Here is a 20718-nt window from a genome sequence, read left to right as displayed (position 1 = left end):
GGATACTCCAAAACGGCCATGCACGCCAGCATCACAGCCGCCTGCACGCCACCACGCCCGGGACACCACCAGGACCCCGAGGCCCTCCGACTCGACCCCGCATGAATAAACGGACAAAACGCGACTATGCCGAGGCCGTGAGGCCAGCCCGCATAGAACGCTGGACTGCTGCTGGCGATCCAATCACCGGAAGCGAGACGCCCGCTCCTCGGCAAAGTAGTGCGTTCGGATTAGGCGCCAGGCTCATGCAGCTACCGCGCGGCGATCGCGCGAATCACCCACCGCTTGGGCTTGACGATCTATAGGACCACCGCAAGACAGTTAGTTGCCGCCTTCTTTCGCGGTTTGTCGACGCAGGTGAGCTAAGCGGATGAGGCATCCGGCGGTTGAGCGGCCCATTCGGTCACCGCGGTGGAGAACCGGGTCATCAGTTCGACCGGTAGGAGTGTCGCCGACCCGACTGGAACGTGCCCCGACGCGTCCGGAATCCGTTGCGGCAAAGGGTTATTCGCCTCATCCGCTGACGGTTCGGATTCGGCGTTCCGGCGGATGAGCCACTGGTCGAGCCGATCCAAGCTCCCGCTGCACACGATCGCGCCCGAACTGTCGATAAGGTTCCAACCGAAGGGCGGATTCGGCTCGCGCTCGACGTGATGGTCAGCGCCAGCGGCATTCTCGATGGCGCGCAACCACTCTCGGATCGAGGGCAGTTCATTCGCGTGCCGCTCGTCCGGTGGCTTTTCGGGGGTCACTGCGGGTACCGGGCCGTGATCGGCGGCCGACACCTGGGAATCAGCTCCGCCCACAATTCGTGGCGGACGGCATCCCACAGTTGCGCCAGCTTCGGCCACTGGTGCCGCGCTTGGACCAGATCCGGATACGAGCTGGGTCCGAATGTGATGATCGGTAGCGCCTCAGATGTGTTGTGTAAGTTCATGATTTCGACCTGTCGTAGATGATTCAGTCGCCAGGTGGCCTGTAGGCCGCCGATCTCGGTCCGATGGATCTCGTGCATCTCGCCCTCCCACTTCGGGCCGATCGAACTATCGGTTGCCCCTTGCCTTCGCCGTGCCGTAATCAGATGCCTTTGTCGCCAAGGTGTTTCGACCTAGCTGCGTGATCTCGTACCGACCCCGCCGGGCTCCGGCAACGATCAGGTTCCGGCTGGCGAGGTTCGCCACGGTTTGCCGGGTGGTCCACGCGGTGAGACTCGCGGAAATCTTGATTTGCCGTTCGGTGAGCATCCCGCCGCAGCTCAGCGCCCGTAAGGCGCGCGCTTGCGGTACCGAGAGGCTTCCTTCCTGCTGGGGCATGGGGATATGGTGGCGCAGGTCGGGCTGGGCAAGGAGTCTCTGAACAAGAGTCTCTATAAGGGGCGAGAACGCCCAGCATCATTCTTGAGAGTCACCAACGCTGTTTCTCAGACTGAGAAACAGCAGGTGCACCAGTTGAGAAGCAGGGGAACGACTATGCCGAGAAAGGCAGACCTCAGCGGCACGACACTGCCTCGTCGCCAGTTGGGGCGAGCGCTACGAGACGCACGCCAGGCGCGAGGTTTGACGCTCGATCAAGTAGCGGCAGCGACGGGGATCAGCCGCGCTACGCTGAGTCGGATCGAGTTGGGGCAGTATGAGAAGGTCCGGGAAATGGAAGTGGACTACCTGAGCCGGTACTACTGCCTACCGGACGCGCGGACCGAGTATCTGAAAGCTCTTGCGCGCCAAGCTAATGTCAAAGTGTGGTACCACGACCGTCAGCACGCGATATCGCAGATATTCAGTACATATCTCGAGCTGGAATCGTTTGCGTCGGAAGTCTGGTTCTATCAGCCGGTCTTCATACCCGGTCTGCTGCAAACAGCCGACTATGCCAGAACTCTGCAGCGGCTCGGCGGGCGGGACGACCCGCCAGACGAGATCAATACGCGGGTGGATCTCCGTATGCAGCGCGCGAGGATACTCACCCGCCCACATTTGGCGATTCGGGCGGAGTTTATTTTGCAGGAGAACGTTTTGTACTCCGTCATCGGATCCAGCCCGATCATGCGTGATCAATTGCGCCATATAGCCGATTTGAGTACCCGCGACAATGTGACGGTCCGTGTGCTGCCGTTCACAGCCGGTATCCCGACCGGGATCGTCATGCCGCCTCATATCATCCTCGATTTCCCGGACAACGAGCCATCCGTGGTCTACACCGAAGCCGCAATGGGTTCGATGTTTTTCGAAGGCGACGAAGAGGTGAAGCGCATTCGCGCACTCCACGAAACCCTCCGGACCGCCGCGCTGGACGAGCAACTATCCCGAGATCGAATCAGGAAGATAGCAAGGAGATACGACCAGTGACCATCGACCTATCGGATGCACAGTGGTTCAAGTCGTCGCGTAGCAGCGGCAAGGACGAATGCGTCGAAATAGCTTGGCTCCCAGGGGGGCACGTCGGAGTCCGTCATTCCAAGAAGCCCGACGGCCCCGCATTGACCTTCACCCCCAGTGAATGGGACGCCTTCACCGCTGTCGTGAGACAAGCAAGGCGATACGACCGGTGACCATTGCCCCCACGGGCGCACAGTGGTTCAAAGCGAGCGCGAGTAGCGGCAAGGAAGCGTGCGTGGAAGTCGCTTGGCTTGCAGCCGGGCACATTGGTGTCCGCGACTCCAAGAATCCGACTGGTCCTGCTCTCGTCTTCACGCCCGGTGAATGGGACGCCTTCATGGCAGGCGTACAAGATGGGGAATTCAACCGGCCCAACGCCTAGCCGCTAACCGACATCCAGCGGCCCTGTTCCGGGACAGGGCCGCTTGCCATATCTCCCGGCGCAAGGGACTTACAGGCTCGAGGCACTTTTCAGAAGACGAACCCGCGCAGTGCCAGGAAGCGCATACCGCCGACCGCCGCCATGATGGCGATCACGGCGCCCGCCTGTGCGGTCTCGCCGATGCCGGGTGCCCAGAACTCGACACCGGCCAGCGCTGCCGTACTGATCAGCAAGCCGATCAGCGCCAGGCCGCCGCCTTCCCACTGTGCGGTCACCCAGCCGACCCGTCCGGCCGCGTGGAAGGTGAGCTGCCGGTGTAGTTCGTTCGCGATCACCGTGCTGACGATCGAGCCGGTGATGTGGGCGACCAGCGGGCCGATCCCGTTCATGGCCGTGAACAGCAGGACATAGGCGATGTTGCTGGAGCCGCCGACCAGGGTGAAGCGGATCAGCTGGGCGAAGGCGTGATCGCCGCGCAGATACTGCGTCACGCGTGCGAGTCGGTCGAGCCATTCCGTGCGCAGCATCGGGTACGTGCCAGCGCTGATAGTCAGATCGATGCCATCGAGGATCGTGTTGTCCCCGTGGGCCTTCCGCAGCCCGGAAGCGGCGATTGCTGTGCTGTTCACCCGAATACTGTCGCCAGCCCGGCTGATACCGACCTGACGCCGATCTGACACGAGCTTCCCGCCGGTGTCCGGTCGTCGGGAGATGCGCTCGGTTCAGTTGCTGGTCCGGTCCGGAAGTCGATATCGGGTTGGTCGGCGGATCATTCAGGGGCCGTGAAGTCCGGCCGGATCGGACGAGGTGCTACTTCCGGTTTGCGAGCAGATCCGGGAAGCCGAACATTGCGACCAGTGCCGGATCGTGGAATGCGACCACCTGGGAGGCACTGGTCGCTGTCGGGGCCAGTACCACGATGCCGTTTGCTCGGAAAGCACCGTCGGCGTCCCGGTAGATGACGGCGGCGGGTTGGCCGTTGGCTGTGGTAGCGAGCATCCGCCAGGTGCCGGGCGTGTCGAGCACGTACGCGTCGAGCATGTGGATGCAGTTCTTCCGGCCTGCGTACCATTCGCGGAATGGCGTCGACTCGAGTGTGGCGTCGGTGCGCAGTACTTGTTCCAGCAGACCGGCGTCGGAGCGTTCGAAGGCTGCGATATAGCCGTCGAGTAGTGCGCGCGCTCGCGGGTCGGTCGGTTCGAGCAGTTGCTCGGACTCCGGCTCCAGTTCGTCCAGTCGGGCGCGGGCGCGCTGTAGACCGCTCTTGACCGCCGCCGTTGTGGTGTCGAGGATCTGCGCGGTTTCGGCCGCGGAGAACGCCAGCACCTCGCGCAGGATGAGGATCGCGCGCTGACGGGCTGGCAGGTGCTGCAGGCTGGCGATGAGTGCCAGCCGTAGCGACTCGCGGGCGATCACCGCCGCGGCCGGATCGTCGGCGGACGGGGTGACCCACCCGTCCGGGAACGGTTCCAGCCACGAAACCTCATCCGGCGCAACGTGACTCGGCGGGCGATCGGGTCCGTCATACGGACCTGCCAGGCCCGAGGGCAGCACCCGGATCCGGTGCGCCGCCAACGCGGTCAGGCAGACATTGGTGGCGATCTTGTAGAGCCAGGCCCGAATCGACGCGCGGCCCTCGAATCCGGCATAGGAACGCCATGCCCGCAGATACGTTTCCTGTACCAGGTCCTCCGCGTCGTGGGCCGAGCCGACCATCCGGTAGCAGTGCGCCAGCAACTCCCTACGGAATCGCTCGGTTTCGGCGGCGAACCGGTCCTGGTTCGCCGCCGCCAGCGCGTCCGCCGTCATATCGCGAGTTTAGGACGCGGCCGGGCGGCCGGATGCGCGATCGCATCCCACTCGTCCACCGACAGGCGGTTGTCTCGCGGCATCCACTCCGCCGGAACCGTCAACCACCCCCAGTACGGCTCAACCACCGTCGTGGATCGCCTACCTGCCATGCACTGCTCCTTGTCCCGATCGGTCCCGCCGCTCGGGACCGTCACCCATTACGACCGGGACGCTGTTGCAAAGGAATCGAAACCCAGGTCAGCGCGCATGCGGGCGATCAGGGCAGCAGTGCCAGTTTGCCGATGGTGGCGCGGGATTCGAGTTCGGCGAGAACCTTCGGCCCGTCGGACAAGTCGTAGGCGGTGGGGCGCGCGGGGGTGAGGACGCCGTCAGCGATGAGCGTGGACAGCTCACCCATGAGCTCGCCGAATATCTGCGGTGCGGCCTGACTCAGCACGCCGATATTGAGGCCGATGATGTGGACCTGATGCTTGTACACCAGCTCCCAGTTGGTGATCGCGGCTTCACCGCCTGCCACGCCGTAGACGATGATCCGGCCGGTGACCCGCTTGGCGGCGGCCAGGCTGGCGCCGAAGGTGGCGCCTCCGGCGGACTCGAGCACCAGATCTGCGCCGATGCCGTCGGTCAGCTTCAGTACCTCGGCGGCGAGGTCGTCGGTGCGGGAGTCGAGGACGTGGTCGGCGCCGAGTGCCCGCACCGTCTCGTGCTTGCCCGGCGAGGCAGTGGCGATGACGGTCGCACCGTAGTGCTTGGCCATGGTTACCGCGGCCTGGCCGGTCGCGCCCGCCGCCGCGTGGATCAGCACGGTCTCCCCGGCGGCGATGCGGCCGAGCGGCTTCAGCGCGGCCAGCGCGGTGGGCCAGTTCACGACCATGCCCAGCGCCTGCTCGGCGCTCCAGCCGATCGGCACCGGCACCGCCGCAGCCGCGGGTAGGACCGTGTACTCGGCGAAAGTCCCGTAGCCGACGCCGATTACGCGGTCCCCCGGCTGCCGGCCGCGCACTGACTCGCCCGCCGCCACGACCTCGCCGACGGCCTCGAAACCCGCCAGATACGGTGGCTGCGGACCACCGAGGAACGTGCCATAGGCCCGCGAGATATCGGCGAAGTTGACACCGGCGGCAGCGATCCGGATCAGGACCTCGCTCGGGCCGGGCACCGGTACCGGCGCATCCATGATCAAACGCATATCCTTCGGACCTTGCAGCGAGGTCTGCTGCAGGGCGCGCATCGTGGTGGGAATACTCAACGCCATCAACTCACTTTCTCGGCTTGCCTCGTCGCGGTCGGCCACGTCGGCGGGCCGCACCCTCGACATGTAGACCTGGGCAGCAACCGAAAGGAATCGGCAGCCGTCCCCGCGCTGTTCAGTGCATCCGCGACGGATCGCACGCGGCCGTCGCTGCGGAGAGCGGATGGCACGCGTTCGATTTCGTGAACGAAATGCCGAAAGAGGTTCTGCGCCAAGCATTTCGAGCTGCCGACGGTCCGGATCTCGCGGGCTCATCGGCGATCCGCCAGTTCCTGCGGGCCGGTCTGGTAGACGAGATGCATCTCGCGGTCGTCCCGATTCTCCCGGGCGCGGGTGACCCGCTACGACTCGCCAGCTTGCGGACGAGATTCGCCGCTCAGCAAGCCAGGGGTGCGGTTAGCGGAGGGTATTCAGCTCGTCGGCGAACAGCAGCGCGGGGTCGAACTCCATTCCGGTGAAGTGGCCCGCGAGCTCGAGCGAGAGGACACCGTGGAGTCGGGTCCAGAAAGATATTGCGCGGTGCAGGGTGGTGGCTGGTATCGAGCGGTCGGCGGCCCATCGGCGATGGTGTTCGAGGTGGGCGTCGAACGGTGTCGTCGGCCTGTCGGCGGGCAGCGCGGAGAATGCCTCGATCAGCATCGTCATGATTTCGTTCGAGATCTCGGTGGTGTCGTCGGGGGCGTGGTAGCCGGGAATGGGTGTGCCGTAGATGAGGAAGTATCGCTGAGGGTCGACCGCGGCCCACTCCCGTAGCGCGAAGGCCAGTCCGGCGACGTCGGCACCCGAGTCTCGAGCCGCGCGCAGGGTGTCGGCGAGGCCGCGGTAGGCGTCGCGAATGAGTTCGGTGATCAAGTCGTCACGGCTGGCGAAGTACCGATAGAGGGCGGGGCCGCTCACACCGACCTGTTTGGCGATCGCGTTGAGCGACAGTGCGGATGCGCCCGCCGTAGCGATCTGCTCCCAGGCGCACTGCTTGATCTCCGCCCGCATCTGCACTCGATAGCGCTCCCGTGGACTCTTCGCGCCGGTTTCGGTCATGCGCAACTCCTCCGCCATTTTCGTTAGAGGCTATCACTTTTGCTCTTGCATCTCACAGCTGGAATGTTATAGGTTCTAACCAACGCAAGAAGGAATAACCATCGATCTTCGGGTCGGCCATCAATGAGGAGCAGAACCATGACTGACACTCGCCCGTTCAACACACCGAAGTCCGTCGGCCGTCGCAGCGGGCGGGCCGCTCTGATCGGGATCGCGCTGACCGCCGCAATCCTCGGCACCACTGCCACACCGGCCCTCGCCGACGGACCCATCGCGGACGCGACACCACTGACCTGCGACGGGGAGGGCATCGATCCGGCCGCGCCGATCCACTACCGGACCGAGGCCCTGATCAAGGCGCCACTGGACACCATCTGGAACCTGCAGACCGATGTGGAACGCTGGCCGACTTGGCAGCAGCCCGTCACCAGCGTGAAGCGCCTCGACTCGGGGCCATTTCAGGCTGGTTCGCAGTTCCGGTGGACCACTCCCGTCCCCGCCACCGCCACAACCCCCGCGACCACCCTGACCATCACTTCTACCGTCCAGCAGCTGCAACCCGGCCGGTGCATCCGCTGGACCGGCCCGGCAATCGGTGACGGCATGGGCATCGACGGCGGCATCCATGTCTGGACTTTCACCCCGACGGACGACGGCGTCCTCGTGCGCACCGAGGAGAACTGGAACGGAGCCCAAGTCGAAGCGGACGTACCGACCTCCACCCACTTCCTCGGCGCCGGTCTGGAAGCCTGGCTCGCCAACCTGCGGGGCGCCGCCGAAGAGTAGAAGAAAAACCATGCCCGCCAACACATCTCGGCGGCAACTAACAGACTGCTACCCCGCAGCGCGGTCAGCATCGCAACCCTGCCTTGCCACCTACCGCGCTGGACGGCCGAGACCCACTGCTGCGCAGACATTTCACGAGGGCGCATCACCGCAACGGCATAGCGGCCGACGGCCGAGAACGACTGCTGCGCACGACATCCCACGACCACGCGTCACCACAACGGCAGCACAACCCTGCCTCGCCACCTACCGCACGACCGCTGAGACCCGCTGCGGCGCACGACATCCCACGACCACACGTCACCACAACGGCAGCACAACCCTGCCTCGCCACCTACCACGCTGACCGCCGAGACCCACTGCTGCGCACGACATCCCACAACCCCGCGTCACCACAACGGCAGCACAACCCTGCCTCGCCACCAACCGTGCTGACCGCTGAGACCCGCTGTGGCGCACAACATCCCACAACCACACGGCACCACAACGGCAGCACAACCCTGCCTCGCCACCAACCGTGCTGACCGCTGAGACCCGCTGTGGCGCACAACATCCCACAACCACACGGCACCACAACGGCAGCACAACCCTGCCTCGCCACCAACCGTGCTGACCGCTGAGACCCGCTGCGGCGCACAACATCCCAAGACTGAGCAGCATCGCAACGGTTGAACCCGGGCGCTCGGAGCTTGGGTTCACGCGGAGGAACTCAACGGCCGCCCACGCAAAACGCTCGACTGGGATACCCCAGCCGAGCGCTTACGTGATCTACTCACGGCCTAGGTGTTGCGACGACCCCTAGAAACCAAGGAGCACCCCGGGGTTCGTCGTGGTTGTGTCAGGCCGCGGCCCAGGCCGGGCGCAGTGTGTTCATCGGCGGGCGGTCGGCGAGTGAGACTTCCGTGCTGTGCGCGGTGAAGGCATCGCCGATCAGTGGGAACTGGGTCAGGGCGGCACCGGAATCCTGGACACCGCTGCGGCCGAGGACGGTGCCGAGGATCTGGCGGCTCATTACGCCGAGGTCGGCGAGGGGTCGGTTGCGGTGGGTGCGTACACCCAGGTTCACCTGGCCGATCGCGGATAGGCCGAGACGGTCGTAGGTGTCGAGGAGCAGGCCGATCTCCACGCCGTAGCCGGGGGCGAACGGTACCGAGGTGAGCAGCTCGCGGGTGCCCGCGTATTCGCCGCCGAGCGGCTGCAGCACCTGCGACAGTTCCGGACGCAATGCGGCGAGCAGCGGACGGGCCACGAGTTCGGTGACGCGACCGCCGCCGTGCGCGTCGACGGCACCGGCCTGCCGCAGCGGCCTGCGGTAGTAGGCCTTCACCAGATGCATATCGTCTACGAGCAGCAGCGGGCCGAGCAGTTTCGGCACGAAGGCCGGATCCGGGTCGATGAGATCGGAATCGACGAAGGCGATGACATCGCCGCTGGTCACCGCCAGCGACCGCCACAGCACCTCGCCCTTGCCCGGCATCGGATCGAGTTCGGGAACGGCCTGTTCCCGACTGATCACCTCGGCGCCCGCGGCCAACGCGCGTTCGGCGGTCGCATCCGTCGATCCGGAATCGAGCACGATCAGCTCGTCGACCAGGGTGCCGAGCAGCGGTCGAATGCTGGCCACCACATCGGCGACGGTGTTCTCTTCGTTCAGCGCGGGCAGCACCACCGAAACGGTGCGGCCACGCTTGGCGGCGATCAGTTCCTCGACCGTCCAGTCCGGGGTATCCCAGGTATTCGTCGTCGCCCAGAGCGGGCTGTCGTGGTGATGGAAATTCATACCAGACCTCGCAGAGTTCGTGCGGGGGGCCGGATGCCCTGTATCGCGGCGATCATGTCCACGACGCGCCGGGTTTCGGCGACCTCGTGCACTCGGAAGACTCGGGCGCCGGCGGCCGCCGACCATGCTGTTGCTGCCAATGTGCCCTCCAACCGTTCGGATAGACCGACACCTAAAGTCTCCCCGATAAAATCCTTGTTGCTGAGCGCCATCAAGACTGGCCATCCGGTATTTACAAGAACGTCTACTCCCCGCAACAACTCGAGCCCGTGGTAAGTGTTCTTGCCGAAATCATGGGTCGGATCGATCAGAATCGAATCCTTGCGAACCCCGGCCGCGACCGCATCTTCTGCGGCACGCGACAGGGTTTGCGTTACTTCTGCCACCACGTCGGCATAGCGCACCCGATGCGGACGGGTGCGCGGGACGGCCCCGCCGGTATGACTGCATACGATGCCGACCCCGCGATCGGAGGCCACATGCACCAGATCCGGATCGGCGCCCGCCCAGGTGTCATTGATCAAGTCCGCGCCCGCGGTCACCGCGGCATCGGCGACGTCGGCGCGCCAGGTATCGATGCTGATCAGTAGCTCCGGATACTTCTCTCGGATCGCCGCCACGAACGGGACCACCCGGCGAGCCTCTTCCGCCGCATCGACCACGGTGCCCGGGCCCGCCTTCACCCCGCCGATATCGACCAGATCGGTGCCCTCGTCGACCGCGCGCGCGACCGCGTCCATGGCGGCCGCGTCGGTGAAGGTAGCCCCCTTGTCGTAGAAGGAGTCGGGGGTGCGGTTGACGATGGCCATTACCAGCGCCCGATCGGTCGCCACCGGCTTGCCGCACAAGGTGGGAAGCGGCGCTACGGTGGGGCTGAACATGCCCCGACTGTACCTAGTCCTGTAACACGCCCCCGGCGAACGGGTGGTGGACGGTCCATTCTTGGGACGCGCAACAACGGATTTCGCCAGCACCTGGGGAACTGGTCGAGTGCGCCCAAAGCGCCGCGGTTCGATCGGCGCTAGTTCTTGGGTGCGCGGGCCGCGGACACGTCGGCGACGTATTCGTCATAAGCCGGGACATAGCCGTCGGCGCGACCGGCGAGCACATACAGCTGGCTATCCGCGTCGGGTGCGTAGCCCTGCTTGCGGAGTTCGACCTTGCGGCTCTTGAAGGTCGAGGTCTGCTCGAGTTCGGCGACGACCCGGATTAACAGCGGGACGGCATAACCGGGCAACCGGGAGTAGGCCAGTTCGGCGAGCGCGCGACCGTCGAATTCGGCGTCCGGGTGCAGCGTCACCGCCGCCATGCCCGCCTTGCCGTCGGTGCCGGGGATATCCACCCCGAACACGACCGCCTGCGAGATCGCGTCGGACCCGGCGAGCACACCCTCCACCTCGGTGGTGGCGACATTCTCGCCCTTCCAGCGGAAGGTATCGCCGAGCCGATCGACGAAAGCGATGTGGTGCCAACCCTGATCACGCACCAGATCGCCGGTATCGAACCAGACATCGCCGTCGTCGAAACCGTCGCGGACCAGCTTCGCCTCGGAGGCGGCCCTATCGGTATAGCCGTCGGCGGGCGAGCGATCGGTGACCTTTGCCAGCAGCAGGCCGACCCCGCCGCCCGGCACCCGGCGCAGCCGACCGTCCTTGTCGCGCTTGGCCTTTCCGGTCGCATCATCGTATTCGACGATGGCATAGGGCAATGGCCCGAAGCCCGCGGTGCGATCGACCCCGAAGGCATTGACGAAGGCGATATTCACCTCGCTGGCGCCATAGAATTCGACGATCCGGCCGATGCCGAAGCGGCTCTTGAACTCATCCCACAGCTCCGGCCGCAGGCCATTGCCGACAGCGAGCCGGACCCGGTGCTGCCGATCGGTCGGCTTGACCGGCTGATTGACCAGGTAGCGGCAGAGTTCACCGATGTAGATGAAGGCGGTCGCCTGTTCCCGGATGATCTCGTCCCAGAACCGGGAGGCGGAGAATTGCCTGCCGAGCGCGAAGGTGCCGCCCGCGGCCAGCACCGAGGACAGCGCGACGGTCAACGCGTTGTTGTGGTAGAGCGGTAGGCAGCAGTACAGAGTGTCATTGCCGCGCAGGCGAATTCCGAGTCCGCCGAGTCCGGACATGCTCTTGGTCCAGCGCAGATGGGTCATCACGCTGGCCTTGGGCAGGCCGGTGGTGCCGGAGGTGAAGATCAGGAAGGCGCGTTCCTTCGCGGTGACCTGCGCGCAGCTCGGCGGATCGGCCGGGTCGGCGTCCTCGGCCGCCATGTGCAGATCCTGCGAAAACAGCACATTGGCAAGGGGTTCGGCGAGGGAGTCCAGTGCCGCCCGGCATTCCTCGCCGACCACATTGAGTACGCTGTCGAGCAATCCGAAGCTGTGCGCGAGCACCTGGTCGCGCTGGTGGTGGTTCAGCAGGCCGACCGTCGCACCGAGTTTCACGGTGGCCAGCACCACGAAGAGGGTTTCCGGACGGTTGGTCATCAGCACGCCGACCACGTCACCGCGCCGCACGCCGCGATCGGCCAGCACCCGCGCGTACCGGTTCACCTGTGCGTTGGCCGCACCGTAGCTGAAGGTTTCGCCCTCGTACCTCAGAAACGGCCGGTCCGGATGCCGGTGCGCGTTGCGTTGGAAGTACAGGCCGACCGAGGATTTGTCATCCGGCCGCACCAGCATGCCGAGCGCGCCGCGCAGCATGGACGGTGCGTCCAATGCCATGAGCGGCAACCGCTTCGCGATATCGAACAGGCTGACCTTCGGTTGGGCGGAGGTGCTCAATGCGTCAGTTCTCCTCGTCGAGAATGGTGCCCGGCTCCCGCGTCACCTCGGATGCCTGCACCGGCTTCAGTGCCGCGAAGGCCGCGGACAGATCGTCGACCACGGTGATCCGGGCCATGGCCGACTGGGACACGAACTTCCGATCGTAGAGTTGGTCCAGCCAGTCGAATAGACCTCGATAGAAACCATTGGGATCGAGCACAACCACCGGCTTGCCGTGTTGGCCCAGATAACCGCCGGTCCAGGTTTCGAAGAATTCCTCCAGCGTGCCGATGCCGCCGGGCAGGGTGAGGAAGGCGTCGGCGCGATCCTCCATGACCTGTTTGCGCTGGCGCATGGTGTCGGTGACGATCAGCTCGTCGGCATCGACATCGGCTACTTCCTGGTGCACCAGGTGTTTCGGGATCACACCGACGGTGTGCGCACCGCCCGCGCGAGCGCCGGTGGCGACCGCGCCCATCATCGAGACGTGACCGCCGCCGGAAACCAATTGCCAACCGCGCCTAGCGATCTCGGTCCCGACCCGGGCGGCCAGGGCGAGCATCGCCGGATCGGCGGTGCTGGCCGAGCAGTAGACGCAGACCGCATATCCGCCGTTGCTCACCACTGGTCCTCCGTCCCGAGCGCATCGGTGTCGGTCGCGCCGTCCGCGGTGGCCAGGATGATCTGCACGACCTCCTCGACGCTGTCGGTCACATGCAGCAGGCCGAGGTCGCCGGGTGAGATTTTGCCCGAGCCGCCGAGTGAATCGCGCAGCCAGTCGACGAGTCCGGCCCAGTACTTGCTGCCGAACAGGATGATCGGGAAGCGGGTGATCTTGTGGGTCTGCACCAGGGTGAGCGCCTCGAACAGCTCGTCCAGGGTGCCGAATCCGCCCGGCAGGCAGATGAATGCCTGCGAGTACTTCACGAACATGGTCTTGCGCGCGAAGAAGTAGCGGAAGTTGATGCCCAGGTCGACCCATTCGTTGAGGCTCTGCTCGAACGGCAACTCGATGCCGAGCCCGATCGAGTACCCGCCCGCCTCTGAGGTGCCCCGGTTCGCGGCCTCCATCACGCCGGGGCCGCCGCCGGTGATCACCGCGAATCCGGCCTGTGCCAGCGCGCCGCCGATGGCCATGGCGGCGTGATACTCCGGGTGCCCCGCCGGGGTGCGGGCCGAGCCGAAGACGGTGACCGCGCGCGGCAGTTCCGCGAGCGCGCCGAAGCCCTCGACGAATTCGGCCTGGATGCGCAGCACCCGCCACGGATCGGTGTGCACCCAATCGCTTGGTCCGTGCCGGTCCAATAGGTTCTGGTCGGCGGTGCCGCCAGGTTTGCGGTCGCGGCGGAACATGATCGGTCCGCGGAATTTGGGGGTCGACTTCGGCGTGCTTGCGACCTCGTTATCGGCGGCTTCGGTGGACATGGCGCCCACGCTAGTCCGCCTCTCCGAGCCTTTAGGCGGCTCCCCCGCCTCTCCGAGCCTTTAAGGCGCCAGACTCAGTCGCGACAGCTGTGATGTTGGCGGGCGGCGGTAGGGCTGTGGGAGAAGTTAGCCCGGCCCCGACGAGTTACCCATGTACTTACGAAATCAGCGGGACGGTTCGGCGGAATCGGAGCCTCGCTCGGTCAGGTAGGTGCGCAGGGTCGCGGCGACTTCGGTGATCTGGGCGACCGGGACGTGTTCGTCGCGCTTGTGGGCGAGATTGGGGTCGCCGGGCCCGAAGTTCACCGCCGGGATGCCGCGGGCGGCGAAGCGCGCGACATCGGTCCAGCCGTATTTGGCGCGCACACTGTCGGCGCCGACGACGGTGATCAGATCCTTGGCGGCGGGGGCGGACAGGCCGGGCAGTGCGCCGGCGGCGGCGTCGGTGAGCTCGAAATCGAGTTCGAGTCCGTCGAATACCTCGCGCACATGCTCGGTGGCCTGCGCGACGGAGCGATCGGGAGCGAAGCGGAAGTTCACCTCGACCTCGGCTTCGTCCGGAATCACATTGCCCGCGACGCCACCGCCTATGCGGACCGCGGACAGGCCCTCGCGATAGACACAGCCATCGATATCGACATCGCGGGCCTTGTAGTCGGCGAGGCGCTGCAGCACCGGGGCCAACCGATGAATCGCATTGTCGCCCTTCCAGGATCGCGCCGAATGCGCCCGCACGCCCTTGGTGGTGAGCCGGGCGCGCAGGGTGCCCTGGCAACCCGCCTCGATGACACCGCCGGATGGTTCGCCGAGGATGGCCAGATCACCGACGAGCCAATCCGGGAGGTCGCGCTCGATGTGGTTGAGGCCGTTGTACTTCGCGGAAATCTCCTCGCAGTCGTAGAAGATCAGCGTCAGATCGTGCACCGGTTCGGCGACGGTCGCGGCCAGATGCAGGAAGACCGCGTCACCGGATTTCATATCGACGGTGCCGCAGCCGTAGAGCTGGCGCTCCCCCGCCTCGTCCACAAAGGTGCTCGGCACATTGTCGGCGATGGGCACGGTATCCAAATGACCGGCCAGGATGACCCGAGTGGGCCGCCCCAGATCGGTGCGGGCGAGCACCACATTCCCGTGCCGCAGCACCTCGAACCCGGTGGTCTGCTCACGCAGTGCGCGCTCGACCAGGTCGGCAATGACCGCCTCGTCGCGGGAGACGCTGGGGATGTCGACGAGGGCTGCGGTCAGTGAGATGGGGTCGGCGCGCAAGTCGAGGGTCACGGCTGCCAGCCTACGACCGCGATAATTCTCCCCGAGCGGCTCCATCGCCATTGCGGCGATGCGGGTGGCCGATATGCACCGGCATGTGCTTCCACTGCGCATCGACATCCGGCGCGGGCGCAGCCCCTCGAACCGCCGACCGCCAGCCTCGCCGGGTCCGTGACTTGGCAGCGCCGTTCGACCGCGAGGGTTTGCCAGGCGAGTCCGCGGGCCCACGTCGACGTGGCTCACCACGCGAGCGGATGGGTGGGTAACCTCTGATGACGTGAGCATTCAGGGAGCAGCAGCAGTCGGTATCGCCAATGTGACCGCGGACGGGACCGTATTGGATACGTGGTACCCGAATCCCGAGTTGGGCGCTTTCGGTGACACCGGCACGAAGCGCCTGGACGAGGCGCCCGCGGAGTACGCGGCGCTGCTCGGATTCGACGAGGCACGCGGGGTCGATGTGATCGCGGTGCAAACCACGATCGCCGATCTGTCGGCTGCTCCGGTGGACGCCCACGATGTGTACCTGCGGCTGCACCTGCTCTCGCACCGGCTGGTCAAGCCGCACGAGGTGAGCCTGGACGGGCAGTTCGGCTTGCTCAGCAATGTGGTGTGGACCAACCACGGTCCGGCCGCGGTGGAGGGTTTCGAGGCGACGCGCGCCAAGCTGCGTGCGCGCGGCCCGGTCACCGTGTACAGCATCGACAAGTTCCCGCGGATGGTCGATTACGTCGTGCCGTCGGGCGTGCGCATCGGTGACGCCGATCGGGTCCGTCTCGGCGCGCATCTGGCCTCCGGCACCACCGTCATGCACGAGGGCTTCGTGAACTTCAACGCGGGCACCCTCGGCGCCTCCATGGTCGAGGGCCGCATCTCCGCGGGCGTCGTGGTCGGCGACGGCTCCGATATCGGCGGCGGCGCCTCCACCATGGGCACCCTGTCCGGCGGCGGCACCACCATCATCTCCATCGGTGAGCGCTCCCTGCTCGGCGCCAACTCCGGACTCGGCATCCCGTTCGGCGACGACTGCGTCCTGGAGGCGGGGCTGTACCTCACCGCGGGCACCAAGGTCACCACCCCCGACGGCACCGTGGTCAAGGCCGCCGAGCTCAGCGGCCAGAACAACCTGCTGTTCCGCCGCAACTCCACCACCGGCGCCGTCGAGGTCGTGCACCGCAAGGGCACCGGCATCGAACTCAACGCCGACCTGCACGCCAACGACTGAGCCTCACCCGTGGGTGACGCCAGCCTCTAGGCCGAAGGCGATCACCCGGGTCGGGTGGATGCGGATCATCTCTCGGGAGACGCCGGAGATGTAGGGCTCCACGTCGGTCAATTGTTCTGCGGTGCCGCGGATTTCGAGGCAGCGGACGCGCCAGGGCTGGACCGAGGCGACGTCGTCGACGACGAAGGCGATGCGGTTGTTGGTGGCGATATTGCGGAATTTCCAGGACTTGCCCATATTCCAGCCCGCGATATCGATGGTGCCGAGTTCGGCGTTGTAGTGGAAGCCGACCGGGCTGTTCTGGGGTGAGCCGTCGGGGCGTACGGTCGCCAGTCGGCCCAGGCGTTGGGTGGTCAGGTAGTCGATCTGTTCGGGTGTCAGTGCTGCGCTCATACCGGCGACCGTAGAACCTGAACTGAAGTAGAGGTCAAGTCGTTCAGCCGAGCAGCTTCTTCTGCACCTTCCCCATGGCATTGCGCGGCAGCGAATCCACCACACGGACCTCGCGCGGACGCTTGTGCACCGAAAGCTGTTCGGCCACATACTCGATGAGCACCTTCTCGATGGAATCCGGTGCGGCACCGCGCAATACGACGTACGCGACGATCCGCTGCCCGAGATCGGCATCGGGGAGGCCGACTACCGCGACCTCGGCCACATCCGGATGTCCGAGCAGCACGGTCTCGACTTCGCCCGCACCGATGCGATAACCACCGGACTTGATCAGATCGACCGATTCCCGGCCCACAATGCGGTGGAAACCGTCGGCATCGATGGCCGCCACATCACCCGTCTTGAACCAGCCGTCCTCGGTCCAGCATTCGGCGGTCGCCTCGGCCCGGTTGCGGTAGCCGTCGAACAGCATCGGGCCGCGAACCTGCAGCCCACCGATGCTCTCCCCATCGTGCGGAACATCCGCACCCGCCTCGTCCCGGAGCCGGGTCTCGACACCCGCGACGGGCGTGCCGACCCATCCGGGACGGCGTTCCCCATCGAAGCGGGTGGACAGTGTGATCATCGTTTCGCTCATCCCGTACCGCTCGATCGGCGCGTGTCCGGTGAGTTCGCGCAGCCGCTCGAACACCGGCACCGGCAGCGGCGCACTACCCGAGACGAGCAGCCGCGCATCGGCCAATTTCCTTGCCGCATCAGGATCTTCGACCACGCGCGACCACACGGTCGGCACTCCGAAATACAGCGTGCCTGGCGCGTCGGCATAGGCCCGCGGTGTCGGCTTACCGGTGTGGATCAGCGGGCTGCCCACCCGCAACGGCCCGAGCAGGCCGAGGATCAGCCCATGCACGTGGAACAGCGGAAGACCGTGCACCAGAACGTCATTCGATGTCCAGGCCCATGCGTCGGCGAGTGCGTCCAGCCCGGCGGCGATGGCACCGCGATTGAGCACGCCCCCCTTGGGCAGGCCGGTCGTTCCCGAGGTGTACAGCACGAATGCCGGTGTGGCGGGGTCGGGTTCGGGATAGGTATGCCAGGAGCGCGCGTGCACGCGCACCGGAACCACCGGCAGATCCGTCCCCTCCGGCGCCGTCCCCAACCACGCCTGCGCACCTGAGTCGGCCAGGATATGCGCCAGCTCGGCGGTCCCCGAATCCGGCGGCACCGGCACCACCGTGACACCGGCGATCAGACAACCGACCACCGCGAGCACTGTCGTCACGGTGGGTCGCGCCAGTACCGCAACGCGATCGGCGCGCGCGATACGCTCGGCCACCGACGTGGCCGCGCCGAGCAAATCACTGCGCGACAACGTCACCCCGTCGATGGTGACGGCATCCGGTATGTCCGCTCCCCCGGCAACGGCGAGCGGGTCGAGCGATCGAAGCAGCAGCGGCGGACCGAATGACATTCGTTCACGCTACTTCGGCAGCACACCGCGCCAGCACGCTCCCCCTCGACGACAACGTGACGGTTGACACACCCCTGAGACGGTGAGAACGTCTAAGCAATTCCTTCTCAACGATGAGAACGGGGTCGCCCGATGACCAGCCCGTTTCGCAAACCCGCGTCCACACCCGCCGAGGCCACCTTCGATATCGAGCGGTACCTCGATGGTGTCGCCGCATTCTTCGGCGGAACGGCGAATGTCATCATGCAGCTCAGCACGCTGCCGGTCGGCTACGGCGTGCTGGAGAGCACCGTCGACAGCGGCAAGGTCATGCTGCATCCGGTCAAGCGGCTGCGCACCACCATGACTTATCTCTCGGTCGCCCTGCTCGGTACCGACGATGAGCGCGAGGCTTATCGCGATGCCGTCAACGTGTCGCATCGCCCGGTCAAATCGACCGCGGCGAGTCCGGTGAAGTACAACGCCTTCGATCCCGAACTGCAGCTGTGGGTGGCCGCCTGCCTCTATTGGGGCGCCCGCGATCTCTACCAGCGCATGCACGGCCCGATGAACGAGGCCGACGCGGAAGCCTTCTACCACTACGGGTCTCGACTCGGCACCACACTGCAAATGCATCCGAAAATGTGGCCCGCCGACCGCGTCGCCTTCGACGAGTACTGGACCGAACACCTCGCGAAGACCAGCATCGATCCGCCGATCCGCGACTACTTCAACGATCTGATCGATCTGAAGATGCTCCCGCGCCCCGCACGCTTACCGTTCGCCCGCTTCCACCGCTTCGTGGTCACCGGTCTGCTGCCCGAGCATCTGCGCGACCAGATGGGCATGACCTGGAGTGAAAAGGATGATCGGCGACTCGCCAGAATCCTGCATACCGCCGGCACGATCACCGCCCGAATACCGAAGCAGGCCAGGTTGTTTCCGATCAATTCCTACCTGTGGGATATGCGCATCCGCAGGCGGTTCGGCCTGCGCCTGGTGTGATCGGCTAGAGCCGGAACGAGACGACCACATGCTCGCGCGCGAACTTGCGGATCGCGGCGTCGTCGTCGAGCGGAAGCACCGTCTGCGGAGTCAGCGCCAAGGACAGCGCCGTCCGAGCGATCATCTCGGCGACCGGCTCCGGATCGTATTCGGGCAACTTGCCCTCCCCCTGCAACCGGGTAATGAATTCCGCCAGATAGTCGCGGCCGAGCTCGAGCACCGGCGCACCCTTGACCGTGAGATACGGCAGCACGATCTCCGGCTCGGTCTTCAACAACCGCTCGAGCAGCTTATTTCCGCGCAGTCCGTTCAGGAACGCGACGAACAGCTCCACGATCTGTTCCTCGGCACCGGCATCGCGATCGACCTGCCGCTGCTGCGCCGCATCCACCTCCTCGACGAATTGCCGCGCCTGCCGCATGCCGACGGCCTGGATCAGATCGGATTTGCTCGCGAAACGCCGATAGAGCGTGGCCAGCGACAGCCCACAGCGCCGCGCGACCTCCACCATGCTGGTCCGCTTGACACCGAAGTCCAGGAACGCCAGCAGAGCGGCATCCAGCACCCGGGTCTGGTTGCGGTCTTCCGGACCGGTGCTGCGCACCAGCGCCAGCAGTCTGGTCAGCGTCGCCATAACAGCCACCCCTATTCCGCTCCGATGACACGATGACACCGCTAGCATCGCATGCCATCAGGTCGCGCCGCCGACGAACGTCCCCGAAAACGTGATTGACACCACTGCGAGGCAATGAGAAGGTTTATATAGAATCCTCTCATCAGTCGCCCGTGTTGCGAGCGGCCACAGAAAGGCGAGGTCAACGATGACCGAACCACTCCGCAGTGCCGATTACCTTTCCGATCACGTCGGCCCCACTACCGTCGACCCCATCACCCCGGAGACCGTCGAGGAGTACATCGACGGAATCGCCGCCTTCCTTGGCGGCGCCGCCAATGTGATCATGCAGCTGAGCCTGCGTCCCGTCGGGCGCGGCGTGCTGGAGAGCACCGTCGACAGCGGCAAGGTCACGCTGCACCCGATCAAACGATTGCGCACCACCCTGAGCTATCTCGCGGTCGCACTGATGGGCTCGGACGAAGAGCGCGCGCTGTATCGGGACGCGGTGAACACGTCGCACCGGCCGGTCCGCTCGACCTCGACCAGCCCGGTGAAATACAACGCCTTCGACCCCACACTGCAACTCTGGGTGGCCGCCTGTCTCTACTGGGGCATCGACGATCTGTACTCCCGTATGCACGGCCCGATGAATCCCGATGTGGCCGAGGACTTTTACCACTATTGCGCTCGACTCGGCACCACCTTGCAGATGCGGCCGGAGATGTGGCCCGCCAATCGTGCCGAGTTCCAACGGTATTGGGACGAGAACCTGCCGAAGCGCGGTATCGAACCCGCCCTGCGCGACTACTTCGACGGCCTCATCGATCTGAAGATGATGCCGCGTCCCATTCGATTCGTCTTCGCCCGGCTGCAGCGCTTCGTGGTAACCGGCCTGCTGCCACAGCATTTGCGCAATGAGATGCGAATGGGCTGGTCCCAGCGCGATCAGCGGCGCTTCGATCGGCTGCTGCGAATGATTTCGGCGGTGCACACCCGAATGCCGAAGCCGGTGCGAATGTTCCCGTTGAACGCCTATATGTTCGACGTTCGCCGACGCATCCGACTGGGTAAACCGCTCGTATAAGGGGACCGTTTGACACGCTTTCGAGGTGATGAGAAGGTAAATACCAATTCTTCTCA

23 protein-coding genes are annotated in these 20718 nt (G+C 65.5%); 7 read left to right on the top strand and 16 right to left on the bottom strand.

What is annotated here, in order from left to right; genetic code table 11:
* Positions 1–362: 362 nt before the first annotated feature.
* Both ACQP1T_RS07095 and ACQP1T_RS07090 read right to left on the bottom strand, forming a co-directional pair.
* Positions 363–752, bottom strand: coding sequence for a hypothetical protein (locus ACQP1T_RS07095; protein WP_433759135.1), 390 nt, complete (start codon positions 750–752; stop codon positions 363–365).
* Positions 749–1015, bottom strand: a complete 267-nt coding sequence (locus ACQP1T_RS07090) for a hypothetical protein (protein WP_433759134.1) — start codon at positions 1013–1015, stop codon at positions 749–751. The genes ACQP1T_RS07095 and ACQP1T_RS07090 overlap by 4 nt, the downstream gene beginning before the upstream one ends.
* A gap of 304 nt (positions 1016–1319) precedes the next feature.
* Here ACQP1T_RS07090 and ACQP1T_RS07085 point away from each other — a divergent pair, with 304 nt between their 5' ends.
* The 3 genes from ACQP1T_RS07085 to ACQP1T_RS07075 are packed head-to-tail and all read left to right on the top strand — an operon-like array spanning position 1320 to position 2757.
* Positions 1320–2345, top strand: coding sequence for a helix-turn-helix domain-containing protein (locus tag ACQP1T_RS07085; RefSeq protein ID WP_433759133.1), 1026 nt, complete (start codon positions 1320–1322; stop codon positions 2343–2345).
* Entirely contained in the window at positions 2342–2548 is a 207-nt protein-coding gene (locus tag ACQP1T_RS07080) for a DUF397 domain-containing protein (RefSeq protein ID WP_433759131.1), read from the top strand. The genes ACQP1T_RS07085 and ACQP1T_RS07080 overlap by 4 nt, the downstream gene beginning before the upstream one ends.
* A complete protein-coding gene (locus tag ACQP1T_RS07075) occupies positions 2545–2757 on the top strand; it encodes a DUF397 domain-containing protein (RefSeq protein WP_433759130.1) in 213 nt (70 codons plus the stop codon). Before ACQP1T_RS07080 ends, ACQP1T_RS07075 begins: the two co-directional genes overlap by 4 nt.
* Before the next feature lie 89 nt (positions 2758–2846).
* Here ACQP1T_RS07075 and ACQP1T_RS07070 read toward each other — a convergent pair whose 3' ends face one another.
* From ACQP1T_RS07070 to ACQP1T_RS07050, 5 genes are all read right to left on the bottom strand, one after another.
* Positions 2847–3284: a GtrA family protein gene (locus ACQP1T_RS07070; RefSeq protein ID WP_433762033.1), complete on the bottom strand. Its 438-nt coding sequence runs from the start codon at positions 3282–3284 to the stop codon at positions 2847–2849.
* A 283-nt stretch (positions 3285–3567) separates the two neighbouring features.
* Entirely contained in the window at positions 3568–4566 is a 999-nt protein-coding gene (locus ACQP1T_RS07065; protein WP_433759128.1) for an RNA polymerase subunit sigma-70, read from the bottom strand.
* Positions 4563–4718: a hypothetical protein gene (locus ACQP1T_RS07060; RefSeq protein WP_433759127.1), complete on the bottom strand. Its 156-nt coding sequence runs from the start codon at positions 4716–4718 to the stop codon at positions 4563–4565. The genes ACQP1T_RS07065 and ACQP1T_RS07060 overlap by 4 nt, the downstream gene beginning before the upstream one ends.
* A 107-nt stretch (positions 4719–4825) precedes the next feature.
* The gene (locus ACQP1T_RS07055) at positions 4826–5824 is read right to left on the bottom strand and encodes an NADPH:quinone oxidoreductase family protein (RefSeq protein ID WP_433759125.1); all 999 of its coding nucleotides are present in this window, start codon (positions 5822–5824) and stop codon (positions 4826–4828) included.
* A gap of 393 nt (positions 5825–6217) precedes the next feature.
* A complete protein-coding gene (locus ACQP1T_RS07050) occupies positions 6218–6859 on the bottom strand; it encodes a TetR/AcrR family transcriptional regulator (RefSeq protein WP_433759124.1) in 642 nt (213 codons plus the stop codon).
* Between the two features lie 138 nt (positions 6860–6997).
* On the opposite strand from ACQP1T_RS07050, the gene ACQP1T_RS07045 reads away from it, so the two are divergent.
* A complete protein-coding gene (locus ACQP1T_RS07045) occupies positions 6998–7645 on the top strand; it encodes an SRPBCC family protein (protein WP_433759123.1) in 648 nt (215 codons plus the stop codon).
* A gap of 838 nt (positions 7646–8483) precedes the next feature.
* Here ACQP1T_RS07045 and ACQP1T_RS07040 read toward each other — a convergent pair.
* The 6 genes from ACQP1T_RS07040 to dapE form a co-directional block, all read right to left on the bottom strand.
* Entirely contained in the window at positions 8484–9425 is a 942-nt protein-coding gene (locus ACQP1T_RS07040; RefSeq protein WP_364482022.1) for a glucosyl-3-phosphoglycerate synthase, read from the bottom strand.
* A complete protein-coding gene (folP, locus tag ACQP1T_RS07035) occupies positions 9422–10306 on the bottom strand; it encodes a dihydropteroate synthase (RefSeq protein ID WP_433759122.1) in 885 nt (294 codons plus the stop codon). The genes ACQP1T_RS07040 and folP overlap by 4 nt, the downstream gene beginning before the upstream one ends.
* Before the next feature lie 140 nt (positions 10307–10446).
* On the bottom strand, positions 10447–12216 hold the full coding sequence (locus ACQP1T_RS07030) for a long-chain-acyl-CoA synthetase (protein ID WP_433759121.1): 1770 nt from the start codon (positions 12214–12216) through the stop codon (positions 10447–10449).
* A gap of 4 nt (positions 12217–12220) precedes the next feature.
* On the bottom strand, positions 12221–12823 hold the full coding sequence (locus ACQP1T_RS07025) for a TIGR00730 family Rossman fold protein (protein WP_433759120.1): 603 nt from the start codon (positions 12821–12823) through the stop codon (positions 12221–12223).
* Positions 12817–13623: a TIGR00730 family Rossman fold protein gene (locus ACQP1T_RS07020; protein ID WP_433759119.1), complete on the bottom strand. Its 807-nt coding sequence runs from the start codon at positions 13621–13623 to the stop codon at positions 12817–12819. The genes ACQP1T_RS07025 and ACQP1T_RS07020 overlap by 7 nt, the downstream gene beginning before the upstream one ends.
* A 165-nt stretch (positions 13624–13788) precedes the next feature.
* Entirely contained in the window at positions 13789–14946 is a 1158-nt protein-coding gene (dapE, locus tag ACQP1T_RS07015; RefSeq protein WP_433762031.1) for a succinyl-diaminopimelate desuccinylase, read from the bottom strand.
* Between the two features lie 220 nt (positions 14947–15166).
* Between dapE and dapD the strand changes: the two genes are divergently transcribed.
* Positions 15167–16114 (top strand): 2,3,4,5-tetrahydropyridine-2,6-dicarboxylate N-succinyltransferase, encoded by a 948-nt coding sequence (gene dapD, locus ACQP1T_RS07010; RefSeq protein ID WP_327093565.1) that lies wholly within the window; start codon positions 15167–15169, stop codon positions 16112–16114.
* A 3-nt stretch (positions 16115–16117) separates the two neighbouring features.
* Here the strand turns inward: dapD and ACQP1T_RS07005 are convergent, their stop codons facing one another.
* Together ACQP1T_RS07005 and ACQP1T_RS07000 are read right to left on the bottom strand one after the other, a co-directional pair.
* Positions 16118–16507 carry a PPOX class F420-dependent oxidoreductase gene (locus ACQP1T_RS07005; RefSeq protein ID WP_433759118.1) on the bottom strand — a complete coding sequence of 130 codons (390 nt, stop codon included), beginning with the start codon at positions 16505–16507 and terminating at the stop codon, positions 16118–16120.
* 43 nt (positions 16508–16550) lie between these two features.
* Positions 16551–17978, bottom strand: coding sequence for an acyl-CoA synthetase (locus ACQP1T_RS07000; RefSeq protein ID WP_433759117.1), 1428 nt, complete (start codon positions 17976–17978; stop codon positions 16551–16553).
* Between the two features lie 132 nt (positions 17979–18110).
* Here ACQP1T_RS07000 and ACQP1T_RS06995 point away from each other — a divergent pair, with 132 nt between their 5' ends.
* Positions 18111–18962, top strand: coding sequence for an oxygenase MpaB family protein (locus tag ACQP1T_RS06995; RefSeq protein ID WP_433759116.1), 852 nt, complete (start codon positions 18111–18113; stop codon positions 18960–18962).
* 4 nt (positions 18963–18966) lie between these two features.
* On the opposite strand, the gene ACQP1T_RS06990 is transcribed toward ACQP1T_RS06995, so the two are convergent.
* Entirely contained in the window at positions 18967–19596 is a 630-nt protein-coding gene (locus tag ACQP1T_RS06990) for a TetR/AcrR family transcriptional regulator (protein ID WP_433759115.1), read from the bottom strand.
* A gap of 187 nt (positions 19597–19783) precedes the next feature.
* Between ACQP1T_RS06990 and ACQP1T_RS06985 the strand changes: the two genes are divergently transcribed.
* Positions 19784–20662, top strand: a complete 879-nt coding sequence (locus tag ACQP1T_RS06985) for an oxygenase MpaB family protein (RefSeq protein WP_433759114.1) — start codon at positions 19784–19786, stop codon at positions 20660–20662.
* The last annotated feature ends 56 nt before the right edge of the window (positions 20663–20718 follow it).

Source organism: Nocardia sp. CA-135398 (genome assembly GCF_050955845.1).
Lineage (GTDB): Bacteria > Actinomycetota > Actinomycetes > Mycobacteriales > Mycobacteriaceae > Nocardia.
This window is presented reverse-complemented; position numbering and strand designations above follow the sequence as displayed.

Coding starts and splice junctions, on each gene's coding strand:
- ACQP1T_RS07050 (WP_433759124.1), bottom strand. CDS start 6,859: ATGACCGAAACCGGCGCGAAGAGTCCACGGGAGCGCTATCGAGTGCAG.
- ACQP1T_RS07045 (WP_433759123.1), top strand. CDS start 6,998: ATGACTGACACTCGCCCGTTCAACACACCGAAGTCCGTCGGCCGTCGC.
- ACQP1T_RS07090 (WP_433759134.1), bottom strand. CDS start 1,015: ATGCACGAGATCCATCGGACCGAGATCGGCGGCCTACAGGCCACCTGG.
- ACQP1T_RS07060 (WP_433759127.1), bottom strand. CDS start 4,718: ATGGCAGGTAGGCGATCCACGACGGTGGTTGAGCCGTACTGGGGGTGG.
- ACQP1T_RS07070 (WP_433762033.1), bottom strand. CDS start 3,284: ATGCTGCGCACGGAATGGCTCGACCGACTCGCACGCGTGACGCAGTAT.
- ACQP1T_RS07040 (WP_364482022.1), bottom strand. CDS start 9,425: ATGAATTTCCATCACCACGACAGCCCGCTCTGGGCGACGACGAATACC.
- ACQP1T_RS07055 (WP_433759125.1), bottom strand. CDS start 5,824: ATGGCGTTGAGTATTCCCACCACGATGCGCGCCCTGCAGCAGACCTCG.
- ACQP1T_RS07005 (WP_433759118.1), bottom strand. CDS start 16,507: ATGAGCGCAGCACTGACACCCGAACAGATCGACTACCTGACCACCCAA.
- ACQP1T_RS07020 (WP_433759119.1), bottom strand. CDS start 13,623: ATGTCCACCGAAGCCGCCGATAACGAGGTCGCAAGCACGCCGAAGTCG.
- ACQP1T_RS06990 (WP_433759115.1), bottom strand. CDS start 19,596: ATGGCGACGCTGACCAGACTGCTGGCGCTGGTGCGCAGCACCGGTCCG.
- ACQP1T_RS07000 (WP_433759117.1), bottom strand. CDS start 17,978: ATGTCATTCGGTCCGCCGCTGCTGCTTCGATCGCTCGACCCGCTCGCC.
- ACQP1T_RS06995 (WP_433759116.1), top strand. CDS start 18,111: ATGACCAGCCCGTTTCGCAAACCCGCGTCCACACCCGCCGAGGCCACC.
- ACQP1T_RS07065 (WP_433759128.1), bottom strand. CDS start 4,566: ATGACGGCGGACGCGCTGGCGGCGGCGAACCAGGACCGGTTCGCCGCC.
- folP (WP_433759122.1), bottom strand. CDS start 10,306: ATGTTCAGCCCCACCGTAGCGCCGCTTCCCACCTTGTGCGGCAAGCCG.
- dapE (WP_433762031.1), bottom strand. CDS start 14,946: ATGGAGCCGCTCGGGGAGAATTATCGCGGTCGTAGGCTGGCAGCCGTG.
- ACQP1T_RS07085 (WP_433759133.1), top strand. CDS start 1,320: ATGGTGGCGCAGGTCGGGCTGGGCAAGGAGTCTCTGAACAAGAGTCTC.
- ACQP1T_RS06985 (WP_433759114.1), top strand. CDS start 19,784: ATGACCGAACCACTCCGCAGTGCCGATTACCTTTCCGATCACGTCGGC.